This is a genomic window from Methyloversatilis thermotolerans (assembly GCF_000372885.1).
GTDB classification, from domain to species: Bacteria; Pseudomonadota; Gammaproteobacteria; order Burkholderiales; family Rhodocyclaceae; genus Methyloversatilis; species Methyloversatilis thermotolerans.
The window spans coordinates 3,687,838-3,701,954 of the sequence record NZ_KB889967.1; the positions used below are offsets into that span (position 1 = coordinate 3,687,838).

Sequence of the window (14,117 nt, forward strand, 5' to 3'; positions counted from 1 at the left end):
TGGATATGGATACACCGAATACTGGCGATCAACCATCGTCGCACGGCCGCAAGGCCGATGTTGCCGCAGGAGCCGCGAACGTTTCTTCGTCGCGGGATTCGTCGCCGGCACTTCTGTGGGCGCTCGTCGTCGCACTGCTCGTCGTGGCCGCCGCCGGCGGTGCCTGGATGTACAAGCGCATGCAGGCGCTGGAGGCCGCGTTGCAGCGCAGCGAGGCGCCGGACGCGACGGGTGTGGCGCCGATGACGCAGATGGCCTCCTCGCCGCCGATCGCGGCTGGCGTGGATGCCCAGTTGTCGGAGATGCGGGCACGAATCGACGCGTTCGAGTTCCTCGCCGACGATCTGGTGCGCAGCTACGACGAACAACTGCTTGCCGAGGTCGAGCACGCGCTGATACTGGGGCAGCAGCAACTGCAGCTCGCCGGTGACGCCAAGCTCGCCCTGAATGCACTGTCGACCGCGGAAATCCGTCTGGCGCGGGTGGATACCGGCCGTTTTCTGCCATTGCGCCGTGCCATGGCCAACGACATGGAAAGGCTGCGTCGTTCGCCCATGGCCGATCTGTCCGGCCAGGCGCTGCGCATCGATACCCTGATAGGCAGCGTAGACAGCCTGCCCCTGGCATTCGAACGCTCGCCGGGTCGCGATCCGGACGCGCGCAAACCGGCTGTTGCCGGGGCCGGAGGCACCGCGCCCACACTGGTCGAACGACTGGCGGCGGAGGTATGGAGCGAAGTCCGGCAACTGGTGCGGGTCGAGCGCCTGGATCGCCCCGATCCCGCCCTGCTGGCGCCGGAACATGCGGTATTCCTGCGCGAAAACCTGAAGCTTCGCCTGATCAATGCACGGGTGGCGCTGCTGCAGCGCAATGGCGTGGTCTGGCGTAACGACATCACGCTCGCGCGCACCTGGCTGGAACGCTATTTCGATCTGCACGCGCGTCAGACCGACAATGCACTGACCACGCTGCGCCAGCTTGCCATGCTCGACCCAGGGGAGGCCTTGCCCGGGCTCAACGAGTCGATAAGCGCGCTTGCCCAGCTCAAGGCCCAGCGTCAGCGCCTCCCGGTGGTGCAGAAGGAGAAGCGCTGATGGTCAGGCTGCTGCTGTGGCTGCTCGGGCTGTTCGCGCTGGCTGTCGGGCTGGTGACAGGGGCTCGCCACAACGACGGCTTCGTGCTGATCCAGGTCGCTCCGTGGCGGATCGAACTGTCGCTGAACCTGTTCATCGTGACGCTGCTGCTCGGGGTGGCGGCGCTGTATACGCTGTTCCACTTCATCGATGGATTGATGCGCATGCCGGCGCGCGCGGCGCGTTATCGCGCGCGGCAGAAGCGTCGTCGCGCGGTCGCCGCGCTGCGCGATGCCGCGCGACTGTACTTCGAAGGCCGTTATGGCCACGCCCAGCGCAGTGCCCGTGAGGCGGCGGACGGCGGCGAATCGCCCGGGCTGGCCACGCTGATCGGCGCGCGCGCCGCCCACGCGATGCGCGAGACCGCGCGTACCGACGAGTGGTTGCACGAGGCCTCCCGCCACGAGGAATTGCGAGTGGCCCGGCTGATGACCGAGGCCGACATCCTGAGCGATCGTCGTGAGTACGCCGAAGCGCTCGAGCGCATCGACACCCTGCAGTCCGGCGGCCAGCGCCATGTGGCCGCCTTGCGACTGGCCATGCGCGCTCGGCGCGGCCTCGGCGACTGGGCCGGTCTGCTGCGCGTGGTCAGGCTGTTGCAGAAGCATCGCGCGCTGACGCCCGAGCAGGCGGCGCCGGTGCGGCGCCAGGCCCATCTTGGCGCGCTGCACGATGTCGATCCGGGTGCGCTCGAGGCCTACTGGAAGGCTTTGCCTGCCGCCGAGCGGGAGGACGCCCAGGTGGTGCGTGCGATGTGCGATGCGCTGGTGCATGCAGGCCAGCACGCGCAAGCCCGCAAGCTGATCGAGGCGCAGATCGAGCGGGCCTGGGAGCCGTCACTCATGCCACTGTACGCGCAGTGCGATGGCAGTGACGCGCTGGCGCGCATCGCGCGTGCCGAGGCATGGCTGCGCGACCATCAGGACGATGCGGAACTGCTGCTTGCGCTGGGCCGCCTGTGTCGCGTGCAGCAGCTCTGGGGCAAGGCGCAGAGCTATCTGGAGGCCGCGCTGGCGGTGCAACCCTCGCGCGTCGTTCATGTGGAGCTGGCGTTGCTGGCGGAACATCTGCAGCGATCGGACGAGGCGCAAGCGCATTTCCGGGCCGCCGCGCTGATGAAGTGAACGTCCGGGATGCCGCGCGACGCTTCCCTTGTGCCTATGCCATGATGCGCGGCTGATCCGACCCTGACGCATCGCATGGATAATCCTTTCCTGGCCGTGGCACCGCCCGAGCCTGATCCTTTCATCGCCGGGACGCCGCGGCGGGAGCCGCTGACCTTCACCGGACGGGGCCGCGAGTATTTCGGCATCTGGATCGTGAACCTCGTGCTGTCGGTCGTCACGCTGGGCATTTACTCGGCCTGGGCCAAGGTGAGGCGGCTGCAGTACTTTCATCGCAACACCTCGCTGGCCGGCAGCGCCTTCGATTACCACGGCGATCCGCGCGCGATACTGAAGGGCCGCATCATCGGCCTCGTCCTGCTGCTGGCCTACAACCTGTCCTTCGACGTGTCACTGTGGCTGGGCATCGTAACCCTGCTGCTGCTGGCCATCGTGATGCCGCGCCTGCTCATGCGCTCGCTGCGATTTCGCGCGCGAAACACGAGCTGGCGCGGTCTGAGATTCGGGTTCGATGGCGGCCTGCGCGAAGCGTATTCGGTTTTCCTGCTGTGGCCGGTGCTGTCGGTGTTTACCGCCTACCTGCTGGCGCCGATCTGGCACCAGAGGCTGAAGACCTATCAGTTCAGGCACGCGCGCTTCGGTGCCACCCGCTTTGCCATCCAGCTCAGGGAATCCTCCTTCTACAAGATCTATGGTGTGGCGCTGCTGGTCGGCATGGCGGCGTTCCTGCTGGCGCTGGTGGCGACCGTTGGCGTGGTCGCCGCGGCGGGAACCCTGGGCGAGGGGCGCGCCACGCCCCTCATGCTGGGTTTGGCGGTGGTCGGTCTGATGTGGCTGCTGCTGGCGCTGCTGGTATGGCCCTATGTGTCGGCGCGCCTGCAGAACCTGGTGTGGAACAACCTGACGCTGGGACCACATCGCTTCCAGTCGGCGGTCAGGGTACGCACGCTCTATCTCATCACCTTCACCAATCTTCTGGCCACCGTATTCACGCTGGGCCTGTTCATGCCCTTCGCAACCATCCGTCTGCTGCGCTATCGCATCGAAAGCGTGACGCTGCTGGCCGGCGGTCCGCTGGATGATTTCCTTGCCGCTCCGGGGCAGGACGTCGCGGCGACGGGCGAGGAAACCGCGGACCTGTTCGATGTCGACATCGCGCTCTGAAGCGATTCCCGCCCTGTACTTCGACGGTCGCAGCGCGCGTCCGCATGCCGCGCAGCTGTGGCTGGAAGGCGATGTGCTGAGGCTGGAAGCGGCGGATCTGTCGCGCAGCGATCCAGTGATGTCACTGCGCGTGTCGGAGCCCATGGGCCGTGCGCCGCGACTGGTGAGCTTTCCCGATGGTGCGCATGCCGAGATACGGGCGCACGAACAGTTCGCCCGCCTGCTGCAGCAGTCCGGACACGTCGACCGCGCCACGGTGCGCTTTGCCTTCGATGCGCGCTGGGTACTGGCAAGCGTGGGGCTGTTGCTGCTGCTGGTGTGGGCAGGGGGGCGCTGGGGCCTGCCCTGGGCGGCCGAGCGCGTGGCGCCGCTGGTACCGCGGCTGGCGGTCGAGGCCATGTCGACGCAGGCACTCGCGCTGATCGACGAGCGCTTGCTCGAGCCGAGCACGCTCGATGCCGACGTCACGGCGCGTCTCGCGGAAACGCTTGCCGCGCGGACCGATGTGCCGCACCGCCTGTACTTCCGCAGTGGCGGACCGGTCGGCGCCAACGCCTTTGCACTACCCGATGGTGCGCTCATCGTGACCGACGAACTGGTCGCCCTGGCACCCGATGACGAAGCGGTGATCGCGGTGCTGATGCACGAACTGGGGCATGTCGAACTCCGGCATGGTCTGCGCATGATGCTTCAGGGGTCGGCGGTGGCGCTGATCATGACCGGGTACTTCGGCGACGTCAGCAACCTGCTCGCCACTGCGCCCACGTACATCATCCAGTCCGGATACTCACGGGACATGGAGCGTGAAGCCGATGATTACGCACGACGCAAGCTGCTCGCCCAGGGGCGTTCGCCGGCTGTGCTTGCCGACATGCTGGAGCGCCTGGCTTCCGCGCATCGCGATGGAGGAGACGGGCCGTCCGGCTGGCTGTCCAGTCACCCGGACGTGGCAGAGCGGGTTGCCGCCTTGCGCGAACGAAGCGCGCCACGCTGAGCCGGAGCATGCCCGTCGCGCAACGGCGCACATGTGCCGGTCCGGCGGCGAACGGGCGCGCAGCCGACCTGCGCATCCATTGACCTTGGTCAACAGCCACTCCGCACCCCTCCGGGATACTGCATGCACCAAACGCGGTATCAATCATCTGGAGCGAAGAAAAATGAAGGCGATCAAGTGGGTTGGCGTGGCAGCACTGGCTGCCGTGGCAGGTGCTGCGCAGGCGGCCGACGAGGGCAACTGGATGGTTCGTGCCCGCGCCCTGTACATGAATGTCGATAACGACAACAGCGGCGGACTGAATGGCGCGCTGGGCAAGGTCGAGGCGGAGAACAAGGTGTTCCCGGAGGTCGATGTGACCTACTTCTTCACGCCCAACATCGCGGCCGAACTCATCCTGACCTATCCGCAGAAGCATGACGTCGAGCTGGCGGGTTCCGATATCGGATCCATCAAGCATCTGCCGCCGACGCTCACGCTGCAGTATCACTTCAATCCGACCGGCACCATCCGCCCGTACGCCGGTCTGGGTGTGAACTACACGCGCTTTTCCAGCGTCGATCTGAACGTCGGTGGCACCACGCCGCTGAAGATCGATCGCGACAGCTGGGGTTGGGCGGTCCAGGTAGGCGCTGACTACCAGCTCGCACCGCAGTGGTTCTTCAACGTCGATCTGAAGTACGTGACCATCGACACCGACATCTACGTCAAGGCAAACGATACCAAGGTAACCAAGCTGGATATCAATCCGCTGCTGTTCTCGGTGGGTATCGGTTACCGCTTCTGAGTCATTGCGGGTTCGCCGGTCCAGGGCCACAAGCCTGACGACCGGCGGGCAAGCATGCAAGTTCTTCCTGCAGTCCCGGTTCGGGCACCCATTGGGTGCCCGTTTTTTTTTTGCGAGCTGTTCGTGTCGCTGACCCTCGCCCGCTTGCCCTCACCCCCGGCCCCTCTCCCACTGATGTGGGAGAGTGTGGCGCGAAGCGCCGGGTGAGGGGCAGCGGCAAACACGGGCCGGCGGCTCCGTTCAAGGGTAGGGTCGCGAGCGGTGCTCGCTCCTACGACAACCCGGCTCCGCTCGCGGTCAAGGTGAGCGCTTGTTGGAGCGACCCCAGGGTCGCGACGCGGCGTATGCTGGGCGCGGGCCCCATTTGCACAGCCGGCCTGTTCCGCGAGCGCGGGGGAGTGCTTCGCGAAACCCCCTGACGACCGGGGCCGGCTTTGCACAGCCGACCTGTTCCGCGGGCGCGAGGCAATGCCTCGCGAAACCCCCGCTACACCAACCAGTCTTTCGGGGGGAGGAAGTCGGTGTAGAGCTTTTCTTCCGGCGAACCTGCCTCGGGGTGCCAGGCGTAACGCCACTTCACGATGGGCGGCATGGACATCAGGATGGATTCAGTGCGGCCACCCGATTGCAGTCCGAACAGGGTGCCGCGGTCGAACACCAGGTTGAATTCGACATAGCGGCCACGGCGGTAGGCCTGGAAGTCGCGTTCACGCTCGCCGTAAGGCAGCGCGCGTCGACGCTCGACGATGGGCAGATAGGCCTCGAGGAAGGCATTGCCGACGGCCTGGGTCAGCGCCCAGGCCGTGTCGAAATCGATGTCGCCGTCGGCGCCCAGATCATCGAAGAACACGCCACCGATGCCGCGTGCTTCCTTGCGGTGCTTGAGATAAAAATACTCGTCGCACCACTTCTTGTAGCGCGGCCATACGTCGTCGCCGAACGGGGCCAGCGCGTCGCGGCAGGTGCGGTGGAAATGCGCGGCGTCTTCCGCGAAGCCATAGTAAGGCGTCAGATCCATGCCGCCGCCGAACCACCACACCGCCTCGCCCTGAGGCGGCTCGGCGATGAAGAAACGCACGTTCAGGTGCACCGTCGGCACATAGGGATTGCGCGGATGCAGCACCAGCGATACGCCCATCGCTTCGAAGGATGCACCGGCCAGGTCGGGCCGGTTGGCCGATGCCGACGGCGGCAGGCGGTCACCGCGCACATGCGAAAAATTGCAGCCGCCGCGCTCGAACACGCCGCCTTCCTCGATCAGCCGCGTGCGGCCATCGCCCTGCAGCGTCTCCTGCGGACCGCGCTGCCAGGCATCGGTCATGAATGGCTGTCCGTCTGCGGACTCAAGACCGGCGATGATGCGGTCCTGCAGATCCAGCAGCCCGTTGCGGACCGCGTCGGCGCGGCTGCTCATCGCCGCACCGCGCGGTGACCGATGTCGCGCCGGAACTGCGCGCCATCGAAACGCAGGGTGTCGCACAACGCATAGGCGGAACGCTGTGCCTGCTTCACGGTGTCGCCCAAGGCCGTGACACACAGCACGCGGCCACCGTGGGTCACGACCTTGCCGTCGCGCAGTGCGGTGCCCGCGTGGAATACATGGCTGTCCGCTGCAGCCGGCGCAAGTCCGACAATTTCGTCGCCCTTGCGTGGTGCATCCGGGTAGCCGGCCGCCGCCATCACCACACCGAGGGCGACACGCCGGTCCCAGTCGGTGCTGGTTTCGGATAGCCGGGTCTCCAGCGCGGCTTCCATCAGATCCACCAGATCGGTCTTGAGCCGCATCATGATGGGCTGGGTCTCCGGGTCGCCCATGCGGCAATTGAACTCCAGCACCTTGATGCCGCCATCCTGCGAAATCATCAGGCCGGCGTACAGAAAGCCGGTGTAGGGCAGGCCATCGAGCGCCATGCCGGTGAGTACCGGCTGTATCACTTCGCGCATGACGCGGGCGTGGATTTCCGGCGTCACGACCGGCGCCGGCGAATAGGCGCCCATGCCGCCGGTGTTGGGGCCGGCATCGCCATCGAGCAGGCGCTTGTGGTCCTGACTGGTCGCCAGCGGCAGCGCGGTCTGGCCGTCGCACATGACGATGAAGCTGGCTTCTTCACCCGCGAGGAATTCCTCGATCACGACGCGTGACCTGCCGCCATCGTCACCCGGCAGCATGGCGCCGATGGCCGCGTGCGCTTCGGTCAGCGTCATCGCCACCACGACACCCTTGCCGGCGGCCAGCCCGTCCGCCTTGATCACGATGGGCGCGCCCTTCTCGTCGACATAGGCGCGTGCCGCGGCCGCATCGGTGAAGGTCTGGTAATGCGCGGTCGGGATGTCATGCTTCACCATGAACTGCTTGGCGAAGTCCTTCGAGCTTTCGAGCTGGGCCGCCTTGCGCGTGGGGCCGAAAATCTTCAGCCCGCGCACCCGGAAGGCATCGACCACGCCGGCTGCCAGCGGCGCTTCCGGACCGACCACGGTGAAGGCGATGTTCTCGTTTTCGACGAAGCTGATCAGCTCCGCGAAATCAGTGATCGGCAGATTCTCGACGCCCGGCTCCAGCGCGGTACCGGCGTTGCCGGGCGCCACATACACCTTCTGGATGCGCGGGCTCTGCGCAAGCTTCCAGGCGATCGCATGTTCGCGTCCGCCCGCACCGATGACCAGCAGTTTCATGTTGCGTCCTTGTTCAATGCGTAGGCCAAGCTGCGGCCGGAAATCCTTGCCTGTCTGTCTTCCGTTGTCCACCGCGTCGCCCGCCGGGCCGCCCCAAGGGTGTAGCGGGGGTTTCGGCGAGCACTGCTCGCCGCCCGGCGTAACCGGTCGGCTGTGCAAAACCGACCATGGGACGAGCGCAGCCCCCTCGGTGGGGGTGAAGCCGGGGTTGCGTGGCGCATGCGCCGCGCCAGCTGAACGGGACGGCTGTGCAAAGCCGTCCCTGTGCGAACGCAGTGAGCGTGGAAGCACGCGTCGCCCGCCGGGCCGCCCCAAGGGTGTAGCGGGGGTTTCGGCGAGCACTGCTCGTCGCCCGCGTAACCGGTCGGCTGTGCAAAACCGACCGTGGGACGAGCGCAGCCCCCTCGGTGGGGGTGAAGCCGGGGTTGCGTGGCGGATGCGCCGCGCCGGTCGAACGGGACGGCTGTGCAAAGCCGTCCCTGTGCGAACGCAGTGAGCGTGGAAGCACGCGTCGCCCGCCGGGCCGCCCCAAGGGCGGCGCAGCCCCCTCGGGGGGCAGCGAACGCAGTGAGCGTGGGGGCACTCATCTCAATGACGGAAATGACGCATGCCAGTGAACACCATGGCCAGACCATGTTCATCGGCGGCCGCGATCACTTCTTCGTCACGCATGCTGCCACCCGGCTGGATGATGGCGCGCGCGCCCGCTTCGGCCAGCACATCGACGCCGTCGCGGAACGGGAAGAAGGCGTCGGAGGCAACCACCGAACCGGCGATCGTCAGACCGGCGTTCTCCGCCTTGATCTTCGCGATGCGCGTCGAATCGACGCGGCTCATCTGTCCGGCGCCGACACCGACTGTTGCGCCGTCCCGGCAGTAAACGATGGCGTTGGATTTCACGTACATCGCCACGCGCCAGGCGAAGCTGAGGTCGGCCAGTTCCTGCGCGCTCGGGGCGCGCTTGGTGACCACCTTGAGGCGGCCTTCCAGCGCTTCCGGTTCATCGGCGCTCTGGATCAGCAGGCCTGAGCCCACGCGTTTCACGTCGTGCATATTGCGTCCGCGCGCCCAGGCGCTGGCGCCCTCGGTATCGACGCCATCGAGCGGGATTTCGAGTACGCGCACATTCGGTTTGCCCGCCAGCAGCTTCAGTGCGTCGGCCGAAAAAGCCGGTGCGATCAGCACCTCGACGAACTGGCCGGCAACCGCTTCAGCCGCGGCCAGATCGACCGGCCGGTTGAACGCGATGATGCCGCCAAAGGCGGAGGTCGGATCGGTCGCGAATGCCTTGCGATACGCATCCAGCGGCGTTGCGCCCAGCGCCACGCCGCACGGGTTGGCATGTTTCACGATGACGCAGGCGCCCGCTTCGAAACTCTTGACGCATTCCCAGGCGGCATCGCCGTCGGCGATGTTGTTGTACGACAGTTCCTTGCCCTGCAACTGCTTGGCGCTCACCAGCGAGCCCGGGGCCGGATACAGGTCGCGGTAGAAGGCGGCGCGCTGATGCGGATTCTCGCCATAGCGCAGATCCTGGATCTTCACGAAGCGACCGTTGGACTGCGCCGGGAATTCATTGCGCGATCCGTCCGCGTTCAGCGCCGACAGGTAGTCGCTGATCGCGGCGTCGTAGTTGGCGATGCGGTTGAACGCGGCGACCGACAGCGCGAAGCGGGTGGCGTCGGACAACGCGCCGCCGTTGCGCAGTTCGGCGAGCACGCCGGCGTATTGCGCCGCATCGGTCAGCACGGCCACACCGCGCCAGTTCTTGGCGGCGGAGCGCACCATGGCCGGACCGCCGATATCGATGTTCTCGATCGCCTCGTCCAGCGTGCAACCGGGCTTTGCCACGGTGGCTTCGAAGGGATAGAGGTTCACCACCAGCAGATCTATGGTCGGGATGCCATGCTCGCGCAGCGCCTGCATGTGAGCCTCGACTTCACGCCGCGCCAGCAGCCCGCCGTGGATGCGCGGGTGCAGCGTCTTGACGCGGCCGTCGAGCATTTCCGGAAAGCCGGTATGGTCGGCGACCTCGGTCACCTTGAGGCCGGCCTGGGCCAGCAGTTGCGCGGTGCCGCCGGTCGACAGCAACTCGACGCCGAGGTCCGCCAGCGCGGCGGCGAACTCGACGATGCCGGTCTTGTCGGACACGCTGATCAATGCGCGCTGAACTTTCATGCCATGTTCCGGGAAGTTTTGGGGATCGGTGCCGCGGCGTCTGGTGCCGCTCAAATCATGCCGTGGTCGCTGAGCTTGCGGCGCAAGGTGTTGCGGTTCATGCCCAGCATGTCGGCCGCGCGTGTCTGGTTGCCGGCGGCTTCGCGCATGACCACTTCGAGCATGGGTCGCTCCATCTGCTTGAGCACCATGTCGTAAAGCCCGCTCGGCGCTTCGCCGTCGAGATCGCGAAAATAACGTTCCAGCGAGTGCTTGACGCACTCGGCGATATCACTGCGTCCGCTCATGGCGGCCTCTCCCTGATGGTCCGATCTGTCGAGCTTGCCCGGGTGAGGGCGCTCAGGCGGCCAGTTCCTGCTCTGCGTCTTCGGTGGAGTCCGGCTCGTAGGCGAGCCTGTCGTTGTCGGCCGCCATGCGGCCGAAGAATTCGTCTATCGCCGCGAGTTGCGCTTCGGTGCTTTCAAGCCGGTTCATCGCGTGCCTGAACGCGGCAGAACCGACCAGGCCCTTCGTGTACCAGGAAATGTGCTTGCGGGCGATGCGCAGACCCGAGTCGCTGCCGTAGAAGCCGTACAGATCCTCGACGTGTTCGCGGCAGACGCGATGGATCTCGGAAACCTCTGGCGGCGCCAGCAGTTCGCCGGTGGCCAGATAGTGCTCGATCTCGCGGAATATCCAGGGCCGGCCCTGGGCGGCGCGACCTATCATGACGCCGTCGGCACCGCTGATGTCGAGCACATCCTTTGCCTTGTGCGGCGTCGTGATGTCGCCATTGGCAATGACCGGGATGGCAACCGCCTGCTTTACCGCACGTATGGTGTCGTATTCGGCGTGGCCGGTGTATTGGTCCGCCCGCGTGCGGCCGTGAATCGCCAGCGCGCGGATGCCGCACTGTTCGGCCACACGTGCCAGCAGCGGGGCGTTCTTGTTGTCGCGGTTCCAGCCGGTACGCATTTTCAGCGTGACCGGGGTGTCCGGTACCGCCTGCACCACCGCTTCAAGTATCCGGGACACCAGCGGTTCGTCCTGCATCAGCGCGGAGCCGGCCATCACATTGCAGATCTTCTTCGCCGGACAGCCCATGTTGATGTCGATGATCTGCGCACCGCGATCCACGTTGTGGCGGGCTGCGTCAGCCATCATCTTCGGATCGGCACCGGCGATCTGCACCGAAATCGGCGCGACCTCGCCGTCGTGGTTGGCGCGCCGCTGGGTTTTGGCGCTGCCATAGAGCAGCGAATTCGATGTCACCATTTCGGACACCGCGAGCCCGGCGCCCAGCTTCTTGCAGAGCTGGCGGAAGGGGCGGTCGGTCACACCGGCCATGGGTGCGACGAAAAGGTTGTTTCGCAGCGTGAATCCGACGAACTGCATGATGGGCAAGGGGGATTTCGGACAGGCAGGGGCGCGATTCTACTCCGATGGAGCGGCTGGGCGAAACCTTGTGCGGATCGCCCGGCGCGGCATGCTGCACAGAGCGCGTTCCCGCCACGTGCAGCCGGCGGAGCGGCTGCCTCTACCAGCCGCGTGCGCCGTACATCATGCGTCTGCCCAGGAAGGCACGGGCGGGCGGACAGGCATCGAGCAGGGCCAGTGCAGCGCCCCGCACGTGACCGGCCAGCGGCCCGAGAAACGGCCGCTCAGCACCCAGCGTGAATGCCTGGGCGAGCAGATCGGTGAAACTGCCGGTCGCCTGGCGGTCCAGCCGGCGTCGTGCCGCATAGCGCCGCAGCGCGGATTCGGTCTCCGGCTCGCCGCGCGACAGCGCGGGCAGCAGGCTGTCGGCGAGCTGGGCCACGTCACGCAGCGCCAGGTTGAGGCCCTGGCCGGCCACCGGGTGCAGCGTCTGTGCGGCATTGCCCAGCCACACCTGCCGTCCGCGTACGATGTCGGCGCGCATGCGCAGCACCAGCGGCCAGCTTGCGCGCGGGGCGATCGATGAAAACTGCACGCGCTCGCCCAGCGCGCCGCTCAGGCGGCGCATGAAGGCAGCGTCGCTTTCGGACATCAGTGCATCAAGTTCCTGTTGCCTGCAGGTGTAGACCACCGCGTAGTCGCGACCGCAGGGCAGCAGTGCGACCGGGCCATGCGGCGTGAAGCGCTCGTAAGCCACGTGACCGTGCGGCTTCGCCGGCGCGGCCAGCGTCACGATCGCGTGCTGGTCGTACTCGCGCGAGCGGGACAATGCGTCCTCGCCGTCGATACGGCCTTCGCACCAGAGCAGCACCTGCGCGCTCATGTCGCCCTGCGGCGTCGCGATGCGCGCCTGCCAGGCGTCGGGCGCGGTGGCCGGGCAGTTGTGGCGGATGTCCACGCCCAGCGACTCCGCGCGCCGGAGCAGGGCGCTTGCGATCACCCCGGCAGGGGCCACATGTCCCAGTGCATCGACCGCGAAATCCGACGCGCGCAATTCGGTGCGTCCGAAGTGACCGCGTTGCGAGATGTGGATGGTGCCGATCGGCGTCATGTCGCCGCCCGGCCACGCGCCAAGTCCTTGCAGGATGTCGCGTGAGCCGGCCGACAGCGCGATGATGCGCCGGTCCTGCTGCGCGCGTGCGGCAGGGCCTGCATCGACCACGGTGACCGCCTGACCGGCCTCGCGCAGCATGCATGCAGCCGCCAGCCCGACCGGGCCGGCGCCGATCACCAGCACATCGCTCACCGAAGCGACCTCCGGGTTCATGCACGCGCCTCCGCCATCAGGCTTTCAATGTCGGCAATGGTTTTCGGCGCCGCAGAGGTGTAGATGTCGCAGCCGTCGGCGGTCACGATCACGTCGTCCTCGATGCGGATGCCGATGTTCCAGAATGCTTCCGGCGTGTCGTCGGCCGGGCGGATATAGCACCCCGGTTCCACGGTCAGCACCATGCCCGGTTCCAGCGTGCGCCACTCGGTCGGTCCGCCGTCACGCGGGCGGTATTCGCCGGCATCATGCACATCCATGCCCAGCCAGTGGCCGGTGCGGTGCATGTAGTGACGACGGTAGTCGCCCTTTTCCATCACCTCGTCCAGCGTGCCCTTGAGCAGACCGACATCCAGCATGCCCTGGGCGAGCACGCGGACCGCCGCGTCGTGGTAATCGATGAAGCGTGCGCCCGGCTTGACTGCGGAAAAGGCGGCTGTCTGCGCATCGAGCACGAGCTGGTACACATCGCGCTGGGCACCGCTGAAACGGCCATTCACCGGCCATGTGCGCGTGATGTCCGAGGCGTAGCCGTGCAGTTCGCAGCCGGCGTCGATCAGCAGCAGGTCGCCGTCGCGCAATGGCGCGTCGTTCGACACATAGTGCAGCACGCAGGCATTGGGACCGCCGGCCACGATGGACCCGTAGGCCGGCGCCTCCGAACCGCTGCGGCGGAATTCGTGCAGCAGTTCGGCTTCGATCTCGTATTCCATCGCGCCCGGCCGGGTGGCCAGCATGGCCCGGCGATGGGCACGCGCCGATATGTCGGCCGCCTGACGCATGAGTGTCTGTTCGTGCAGGTCCTTGATCAGTCGCATGTCATCCAGCGGCTGGCGGATGTCCAGCAGCTCGGAGGGCGCGCGTCGTCCGGCCCGCACCTGGGCGCGCACCGCGTTCAGCGCGCTCATCATGCGCTGGTCCCATGCCGGGTCTTCGCCGATCACGAAATGCAGTCGCGGCTGGTCGGCGATCAGTTCCGGCAGCTTCGCATCCAGTTCACCTATCGTATGAGCTTCGTCGAACCCGAACTTCTCGCGTGCCGCGTCCGGCCCGTGGCGCCAGCCGTCCCAGATTTCCCGCTCGAGGTTCTTCTCGCGGCAGAACAGGATGCTGCGTGGCGTGTCGCCGGCCACCAGCACAAGCACCGACTCCGGTTCGGAAAAACCGGTCAGGTAATGGAAATAGCTGTCGTAGCGGTAGCCGTAGTGGGTGTCGCGGTTGCGCGTGCGCTCCGGCGCGGTCGCAATGACGGCTACGCCGGAGACCATGCGTTCGGCCAGTCGGGCGCGGCGTTCTGAATAGGGGTGCATGTCGGGTCCGTGTCGAATGGGGGGGGCGGCCGGTGCCGGCTGGAGCGTGGGCCAGACGCCTGTCCTGACGG

At 66.7% G+C, this 14,117-nt stretch carries 12 protein-coding genes; 5 read left to right on the forward strand and 7 right to left on the reverse strand.

The features are described from left to right. The first annotated feature begins 5 nt into the window (after positions 1 to 5). The 5 genes from A3Q7_RS0116810 to A3Q7_RS0116830 all read left to right on the forward strand — a co-directional run bounded on the left by A3Q7_RS0116810 (position 6) and on the right by A3Q7_RS0116830 (position 5,202). Positions 6 to 1,094 (forward strand): uroporphyrinogen-III C-methyltransferase, encoded by a 1,089-nt coding sequence (locus A3Q7_RS0116810; protein WP_157278454.1) that lies wholly within the window; start codon positions 6 to 8, stop codon positions 1,092 to 1,094. Then, positions 1,094 to 2,257 carry a heme biosynthesis HemY N-terminal domain-containing protein gene (locus A3Q7_RS0116815; protein ID WP_018413077.1) on the forward strand — a complete coding sequence of 388 codons (1,164 nt, stop codon included), beginning with the start codon at positions 1,094 to 1,096 and terminating at the stop codon, positions 2,255 to 2,257. The genes A3Q7_RS0116810 and A3Q7_RS0116815 overlap by 1 nt, the downstream gene beginning before the upstream one ends. 75 nt (positions 2,258 to 2,332) lie before the next feature. Further along, positions 2,333 to 3,421, forward strand: coding sequence for a YjgN family protein (locus A3Q7_RS0116820; protein ID WP_018413078.1), 1,089 nt, complete (start codon positions 2,333 to 2,335; stop codon positions 3,419 to 3,421). Next, entirely contained in the window at positions 3,402 to 4,415 is a 1,014-nt protein-coding gene (locus A3Q7_RS0116825) for a M48 family metallopeptidase (protein WP_018413079.1), read from the forward strand. Before A3Q7_RS0116820 ends, A3Q7_RS0116825 begins: the two co-directional genes overlap by 20 nt. Before the next feature lie 163 nt (positions 4,416 to 4,578). Then, positions 4,579 to 5,202 (forward strand): OmpW/AlkL family protein, encoded by a 624-nt coding sequence (locus tag A3Q7_RS0116830; RefSeq protein WP_018413080.1) that lies wholly within the window; start codon positions 4,579 to 4,581, stop codon positions 5,200 to 5,202. Positions 5,203 to 5,689: 487 nt separating this feature from the next. Here the strand turns inward: A3Q7_RS0116830 and hemF are convergent, their stop codons facing one another. The 7 genes from hemF to A3Q7_RS0116865 all read right to left on the reverse strand — a co-directional run bounded on the left by hemF (position 5,690) and on the right by A3Q7_RS0116865 (position 14,046). Beyond that, positions 5,690 to 6,616, reverse strand: a complete 927-nt coding sequence (hemF, locus tag A3Q7_RS0116835; RefSeq protein ID WP_018413081.1) for an oxygen-dependent coproporphyrinogen oxidase — start codon at positions 6,614 to 6,616, stop codon at positions 5,690 to 5,692. Then, on the reverse strand, positions 6,613 to 7,875 hold the full coding sequence (gene purD / locus A3Q7_RS0116840) for a phosphoribosylamine--glycine ligase (protein WP_018413082.1): 1,263 nt from the start codon (positions 7,873 to 7,875) through the stop codon (positions 6,613 to 6,615). Before purD ends, hemF begins: the two co-directional genes overlap by 4 nt. A 588-nt stretch (positions 7,876 to 8,463) precedes the next feature. Then, positions 8,464 to 10,053 (reverse strand): bifunctional phosphoribosylaminoimidazolecarboxamide formyltransferase/IMP cyclohydrolase, encoded by a 1,590-nt coding sequence (gene purH / locus A3Q7_RS0116845; protein WP_018413083.1) that lies wholly within the window; start codon positions 10,051 to 10,053, stop codon positions 8,464 to 8,466. A gap of 50 nt (positions 10,054 to 10,103) precedes the next feature. Next, positions 10,104 to 10,340, reverse strand: a complete 237-nt coding sequence (locus A3Q7_RS0116850) for a Fis family transcriptional regulator (protein ID WP_018413084.1) — start codon at positions 10,338 to 10,340, stop codon at positions 10,104 to 10,106. A 52-nt stretch (positions 10,341 to 10,392) separates the two neighbouring features. Further along, positions 10,393 to 11,427, reverse strand: a complete 1,035-nt coding sequence (gene dusB, locus A3Q7_RS0116855; protein ID WP_018413085.1) for a tRNA dihydrouridine synthase DusB — start codon at positions 11,425 to 11,427, stop codon at positions 10,393 to 10,395. 142 nt (positions 11,428 to 11,569) lie between these two features. Next, the gene (locus A3Q7_RS0116860; protein WP_018413086.1) at positions 11,570 to 12,736 is read right to left on the reverse strand and encodes an FAD-dependent oxidoreductase; all 1,167 of its coding nucleotides are present in this window, start codon (positions 12,734 to 12,736) and stop codon (positions 11,570 to 11,572) included. Beyond that, positions 12,733 to 14,046 carry an aminopeptidase P N-terminal domain-containing protein gene (locus tag A3Q7_RS0116865; RefSeq protein ID WP_018413087.1) on the reverse strand — a complete coding sequence of 438 codons (1,314 nt, stop codon included), beginning with the start codon at positions 14,044 to 14,046 and terminating at the stop codon, positions 12,733 to 12,735. The genes A3Q7_RS0116860 and A3Q7_RS0116865 overlap by 4 nt, the downstream gene beginning before the upstream one ends. Between the last annotated feature and the right edge of the window lie 71 nt (positions 14,047 to 14,117).

Bases quoted from the DNA above. Each gene is read 5' to 3' on its own strand.
- purD (WP_018413082.1), bottom strand. From the start codon at position 7,875: ATGAAACTGCTGGTCATCGGTGCGGGCGGACGCGAACATGCGATCGCC.
- A3Q7_RS0116825 (WP_018413079.1), top strand. From the start codon at position 3,402: ATGTCGACATCGCGCTCTGAAGCGATTCCCGCCCTGTACTTCGACGGT.
- A3Q7_RS0116860 (WP_018413086.1), bottom strand. From the start codon at position 12,736: ATGAACCCGGAGGTCGCTTCGGTGAGCGATGTGCTGGTGATCGGCGCC.
- A3Q7_RS0116815 (WP_018413077.1), top strand. From the start codon at position 1,094: ATGGTCAGGCTGCTGCTGTGGCTGCTCGGGCTGTTCGCGCTGGCTGTC.
- A3Q7_RS0116830 (WP_018413080.1), top strand. From the start codon at position 4,579: ATGAAGGCGATCAAGTGGGTTGGCGTGGCAGCACTGGCTGCCGTGGCA.
- A3Q7_RS0116865 (WP_018413087.1), bottom strand. From the start codon at position 14,046: ATGCACCCCTATTCAGAACGCCGCGCCCGACTGGCCGAACGCATGGTC.
- A3Q7_RS0116850 (WP_018413084.1), bottom strand. From the start codon at position 10,340: ATGAGCGGACGCAGTGATATCGCCGAGTGCGTCAAGCACTCGCTGGAA.
- hemF (WP_018413081.1), bottom strand. From the start codon at position 6,616: ATGAGCAGCCGCGCCGACGCGGTCCGCAACGGGCTGCTGGATCTGCAG.
- A3Q7_RS0116810 (WP_157278454.1), top strand. From the start codon at position 6: ATGGATACACCGAATACTGGCGATCAACCATCGTCGCACGGCCGCAAG.
- A3Q7_RS0116820 (WP_018413078.1), top strand. From the start codon at position 2,333: ATGGATAATCCTTTCCTGGCCGTGGCACCGCCCGAGCCTGATCCTTTC.
- purH (WP_018413083.1), bottom strand. From the start codon at position 10,053: ATGAAAGTTCAGCGCGCATTGATCAGCGTGTCCGACAAGACCGGCATC.
- dusB (WP_018413085.1), bottom strand. From the start codon at position 11,427: ATGCAGTTCGTCGGATTCACGCTGCGAAACAACCTTTTCGTCGCACCC.